At 36.0% G+C, this 5603-nt stretch carries 6 protein-coding genes; 5 read left to right on the forward strand and 1 reads right to left on the reverse strand.

Features of this window, described 5'->3' with window-relative positions:
- Window positions 1-270: 270 nt before the first annotated feature.
- Window positions 271-1425, reverse strand: a complete 1155-nt coding sequence (locus tag COZ07_RS10650; protein ID WP_406608542.1) for a hypothetical protein — start codon at window positions 1423-1425, stop codon at window positions 271-273.
- A 535-nt stretch (window positions 1426-1960) separates the two neighbouring features.
- Between COZ07_RS10650 and COZ07_RS10655 the strand changes: the two genes are divergently transcribed.
- The 5 genes from COZ07_RS10655 (at window position 1961) to COZ07_RS10675 (ending at window position 5492) form a co-directional block, all read left to right on the forward strand.
- Window positions 1961-2530: a hypothetical protein gene (locus COZ07_RS10655; protein WP_406608543.1), complete on the forward strand. Its 570-nt coding sequence runs from the start codon at window positions 1961-1963 to the stop codon at window positions 2528-2530.
- Between the two features lie 137 nt (window positions 2531-2667).
- On the forward strand, window positions 2668-3180 hold the full coding sequence (locus COZ07_RS10660; RefSeq protein WP_406608544.1) for a hypothetical protein: 513 nt from the start codon (window positions 2668-2670) through the stop codon (window positions 3178-3180).
- 1 nt (window position 3181) lies between these two features.
- Window positions 3182-3799, forward strand: coding sequence for a hypothetical protein (locus COZ07_RS10665; RefSeq protein ID WP_406608545.1), 618 nt, complete (start codon window positions 3182-3184; stop codon window positions 3797-3799).
- On the forward strand, window positions 3792-4574 hold the full coding sequence (locus COZ07_RS10670; protein ID WP_406608546.1) for a nucleotidyl transferase AbiEii/AbiGii toxin family protein: 783 nt from the start codon (window positions 3792-3794) through the stop codon (window positions 4572-4574). The genes COZ07_RS10665 and COZ07_RS10670 overlap by 8 nt, the downstream gene beginning before the upstream one ends.
- A gap of 276 nt (window positions 4575-4850) precedes the next feature.
- Window positions 4851-5492 (forward strand): ABC transporter substrate-binding protein, encoded by a 642-nt coding sequence (locus tag COZ07_RS10675; RefSeq protein WP_406608547.1) that lies wholly within the window; start codon window positions 4851-4853, stop codon window positions 5490-5492.
- The last annotated feature ends 111 nt before the right edge of the window (window positions 5493-5603 follow it).

A 5603-nucleotide genomic window follows, 5' to 3' on the forward strand; every position in this document is an offset into this window, starting at 1 on the left:
CTCGCGAAAGCGGGTATCGGCAATTACGACCCCTGTTTTTAACCTATTTTTACCTCCCCAAAACTATGTAACCCCTATAAATAGCCACTTTCAAATTTTGGAGGGAGGAAAATTTAGCTAAAAAAAGCCATTTTCGAGGGGTAAAACCATAGCCCGGCTTAAAATAATGCGCCACAAGCGATATCTCGCATTCTGACTCTGAAACCCTTATATTATAAGGCTTTCCTCTTGCAATAAATTAGTTAAAATCACAAACTTTTGCGATTAGCCTCAAAATTGCGAAGTAATACTTTGATATTGTTTTTCGCTGGCCCTTATCGATTCTTCAGACTCAACATTTTTTTGAGACATATCAGTGCGGAAATCGTTAAAATTGTAACGGGTGTAAAATATCTTTTCCGCGCCAGCTGAAATCGCTCCCATTGTGCTCTTTTTTGTCAGTTCATAATTCTCCTCGGCGGTTTTGCCATTAAAACTTTCCGCTTCTGTTACCCAGATCGGTTTTGATATTTTGAATTCGGCCAGCATCTTTTTATAAGCGCCGACATTGAAATCGCTTGTGCCCTGATCATTTGATATGCAATGGACATTGCCAATGTCAAAAGCGTCTTTGGTGCCATTCACAGAGAGAGCTTCGCGGTAAAAATCCAAAAATCGTTTGTCGGCCCCGGCCGCTCCGGCAATTAGAATTTTAGCATTCTGATCGGCTGAACGAATTGCCTCCGATGTTTGGATAAGAAGCTTGGCATATTCTTTCGGCCCTTCTTTATAAAAAGTCAGTCTGTCTTTGTCGGGAGCGTTGTTTCCATACGACAAATCCGGCTCATTCATCACTTCCCAATATTTAATCGGGATTTTGAGATTGGGCATGTCATCAATACCATCACCATCGTACCGCTCCACTATGGAATAAACCCATTTTTTATAATCCTCCCAATTTGTTGGATTGCAACGGTGAAGAGGCAAATAATCGCCTCGACCTTTCTTGTCGTTTTGATTCAAAAATTCATCTTTGTTTGACACCGCGCAAAAGTCAGAACCGTCACGCATTTTTTGATCCCATTCAGCAAATGGCCAAATAGTCGCCAGAGTGCCATAATTTTGAGATTGCTGACATCCAACAATCTTATCTGTTTTGGAAAAATCCGTTTTACCATTCTTATCTTTCTGCATCGAGTCCCACAAAAATGGTCCCGGATGAGGCCGCACCCACGCCCCACCAACGTCTTCTACAAAAGGATTTTCCTCTTCTTGCCCGCCAAGAAAACCAAATCTATTGGAAAGGACTTTTTCCGGAATAGAAACAGCCGAAGATAAGATTTTATTTTCAACGGATGTATTTTTAGAAGCGCCATTAGAATAAATCCAGAATAATCCAAAAAGAGCAATAATCAAAGCCGAGATTATAATAATTATTTTTTTCATGTTTTTGTTTTAACTGTCCTGGTTTCAAGATGTGGTTATAAATTGATACTCCAGAACCTCCTTATTTTCACTTTTTATTTTAACAGAATCATGGATAAAAGGCTAATTTTCTCCCACCCCCTTTTCGCCTCTGATTGATTCTGGTTTTTTTACTTTAGTACTTTTCTTATTTAAGATCAAATTTTTTGAAAAGTGCGCTTCTGCTGGCTTTCTAAAGCCATCTGGAAGGGTTTAACCGAATACCAATTTGCTAACTTTCTCTTTATTATTATATAATATGTCTTGGTAAATGCACAAAAAAAATATCTATTTTCTTTGACCTTACTTCTGCGAAGACCTATAATCTATATAGGTCTCACGAATAACACGAGTCGTTGCGGCGCGGTAGCTTAAGTCGAAAGCGGTGTTGTTAATAAGTCGAGCGTTCAAACTATGGCACAAATTTCCAAAGCATTGGATGTTTCCATTGAAAATTTGTTAAAATAATAAAAGGTTGATTTATTTATTAAATAATAATAGTTAAGAGGTAAAAAATATGAAAAACAATAAAGTTATATACATTATTATCGCCGTTTTGGTTTTGATGGTTATCGGAGGCGGACTATTTTTCTTTTTCAGCAACAAGGGTCCGCAAAAAGAAGCACAAGGTCAACGGCCTGGAGAGTTCTCCAACGGGCAACAGTATGCAACTTTTAAGACAGATGATTTTGAAGTAAAGTATCCGAACTGGCCGAATATCGACAGAAGCAAAATAGCGGAAGCGGACAAATACGAGGTTGCAGTTTCCAATGAGGGATGCAATTTTATTATTAAAGTTGCATCAGTTCCGCCAAACACTTCCTTTAGAGAATACGAAGAAAACCTATTTCAAGAACAAATAAAACAGTTCCCAGCCAAAATTTTAATAAAAGATATAAAAGATACCACTGCCTATTTTGAAGGCGAAATGTCAATAGGTAACACTATTGTGAAAAGCATTTCCCATTCCTATTTCACTAGTAAAGGGCAATCCGTTGGTTTTGCCTTTGTTGCTCAGAATGACCAATTTGAACGAGTTTGTAGACCAATAATCGATGAAGTGGTCAGAAGTGTTAAGGTGAAATAACAGATTAAAACTTTTGCAGCCGCAACTGATCAGCCGCTGGTCTCGTTCTCTTCTGGAGCATTACTTGTAGAGAAACCCGCTGAGTATGGTTTGAGAGTGACTATGGCGACTTTCATCTCCGACAGCAGGGAACATCAGTGACCGGCTGTTACGAATATAATGAGGGAGTATTAAATGGTGGCATTGAAGGCCGGATCATAAAAATTACCTGGCAGGAAGGCGACGTAAAAGGTCCAGCCGTAATGGTTTTTACCTCCGATGGAGAGAAATTTTATGGTCTTTGGTGGAGCGAAGGTCAGGTAGGTGAAGCAGGAATATGGAGCGGGGTGAATAAGTCTCAGGAGGTTGGCGGCTGTCCTCATTGGGCGGGTGGGGTGCAGGAACAAATGGCTAAGGATCTTTCAGAATTCGGGAGGGTTCGGATTTACGGAATCAACTTTGATATAGATTCAAAGGCTATTATGGTGAGTCCAAACCAATCGCACCCAACACCACGGCTATCGGGATGGCTCAGAATCGGCGTGTGGAACTGGTTAAAAAGTAAAAAAGATGTTGGTTATATCGGAATAGGAAAATATTTTTTGCTTTTAAATCATTTAAATAGTATAATATTTCTTGATAGTACTATAAATAGTATTTTAGAGAAATAAAATGAAATATTTAGAATTAAAAAATGAATTAAAGAATTTCCCCATTTTTTCTTTAAATGAAATTAAAATCATTGAACCTAATTTTTATCGGGCAAGATTAAATGAGTGGCAGGATAAGGGTTATATTAAGAAAGTAATTCGTGGTTATTATATCTTTTCTGATTTTCAGCTTAGTGAAGAAATTTTATTTAAGATTGCCAATCGTATTTATTTACCCTCTTATGTCTCTTTGGAGAGTGCCCTATCTTATTATCACTTAATTCCGGAGAGTATCTATGGAATTACCTCAATTTCTACCCGAAAGACCTCTCATTTTAAGACCTCTATCGGGGAATTTATTTTTCGAAGTATAAAGCCCCCACTATTTTTTGGTTATTATCTAATGAATTACAAAGAACAATATTTAAAAATGGCTGAAATAGAGAAGGCCTTCCTGGATTATTTTTATCTGCATCCGCATCTAGAAACCGAACCAGATTTTAATAGCTTGCGAATCAATAGAGAAATGTTTTTCGAGCAGATAGATGAGAAAAAGCTGATGAATTATTTAGAAAAATTTAATCGAAAGAAGTTAAATAGAAGAATTAATGCTTTTTGGAGTTACTTGAAAAATGCTTAATTTAAATCAGATAGAATCGTTTTATCCTGAAAATCTAAGAATTTATAAAAGAAATTTATTAAGAGAATACCTGCAGTATGTTATTTTAGATATTATTTATAGCTCTGAATATGGAAACCGATTGATCTTTATGGGTGGAACAGCCATCCACGTTATTCACGGAAATCGACGGTTTTCTGAAGATCTGGATTTCGATAATCAAGGCTTAAGCCAAGAAGATTTTGAAGATCTAACTCAAAAAATATTACGAAAATTGGAATTATATGGTTATTCTGTTGAATTGCAAAATAGATATAGAAGGGCTTTTCGCAGTTTTATAAAATTTCCTGGAATATTTTCTTACTATAATATTACCAGTCATCCACAGGAAAAGTTAATTATTCAGATTGATAGTGAACCACAAAAGGTTAATTATAAAGTGGGAAGAGTAATTTTAAATAAATTTGATATTTTTTTGAGAATTAATGTTGTTCCTCCAGATGTATTATTAGCTCAGAAAATATTGGCTATTTTAAATCGCCCTAGAGCTATGGGGAGAGATTTTTACGATGCGATTTTTCTTTTTTCTAAAACCAATCCGAATTTTAATTTTTTAAAAGAAAAGATGAAGCTGAAAGAAAATATAAATACTAAAGAAATTAAAGAAAAATTTTTATTAAAATGTGAAAAAATTAATTTTAAAGAATTAGCTGAAGATGTAAAACCCTTTTTATTTTACCCCTCTGATGCTGAAAAGATATTATTATTTACTGAATTAATTCAGACCAAAATGTAGGGATAAGATTAAAAATACAGGGAACGGTTCTCGGTATCCGTAAAAATTTTATCAAAAAGAAGGATTTTTAATAATAATGTAGTATGTATTATTTAATAGATTATTCGGTACAATATCCCATAAGTATTGAAAGGGAAACGATGTAAGGAAAAGCATTTCGATAATCTCTACTTTAAAAGGGGGTGAGAAATGGAAAAAAAGATTTTAAGTTTTTTAATTAAATTGGATATTTTGTGCTGAAAAGAAAGTTATCTAATAAAAGGAGGTTAAAGAAAAATGAAAAGAATTATGGTGCTATTAGTGTTAGTTCTTACATTGGCTGTTTTCTTAATGGCCACGTCAACTTCCATCTTTGCTGAAAAGGTTTCCATTTCATTTTCCTACAACTCAATAAAAGGCGGAAGGGGTTCTCAGTCGGCAGAATGGGTTGAAGATGTCGTGGTTCCTCTATTTGAAAAGGAGATGAAAGATAAAGGCAGAGATGTTGAGGTAAAGTGTCTGCCCAGTGGAGTTGCGCCGGAAGATTGGAAGATGCAGTTTGTCTTGGATGTTAAAGGTGGAATTGGTCCGGACGTAGCCTGGATAGATTTATTCTGGGTACCAGAATTTGCAGAAGCAAAATTATTACTACCTTTAAATAAATATGTTGAGGCCTGGCCAATTTGGGATGAGTACTATGCTCCTGCAAAAAAAGCGGGGAGTCATAAAGACGATGTCTATGCTATTATGTACGGTTCAGATGTTAGGATGATCTATTACAATAAAGAGTTATTTAAAAAAGCAGGCATAGCTATTCCATGGCAACCCTATAGCTGGAATGGCTTATTGACCACTGCTCGAATCATTAAAGAGAAACTGCCCGGTGTTATCCCACTACAGATAAACGCTGGCACGGACATGGGTGAAAGTCTTTTCTAATCCGAAGATGAGCCTGAAACCAGTCCCTGACAGACAGAAAGTTTGATAGGCTAAGGGTAAGAGTCATAATAGCTATATTATGGTGATAACTATGAATGACTCAAAATTAAG

Source organism: Candidatus Infernicultor aquiphilus, assembly GCF_002784285.1.
Taxonomy (GTDB): Bacteria; Atribacterota; Phoenicimicrobiia; order Phoenicimicrobiales; family Phoenicimicrobiaceae; genus Infernicultor; species Infernicultor aquiphilus.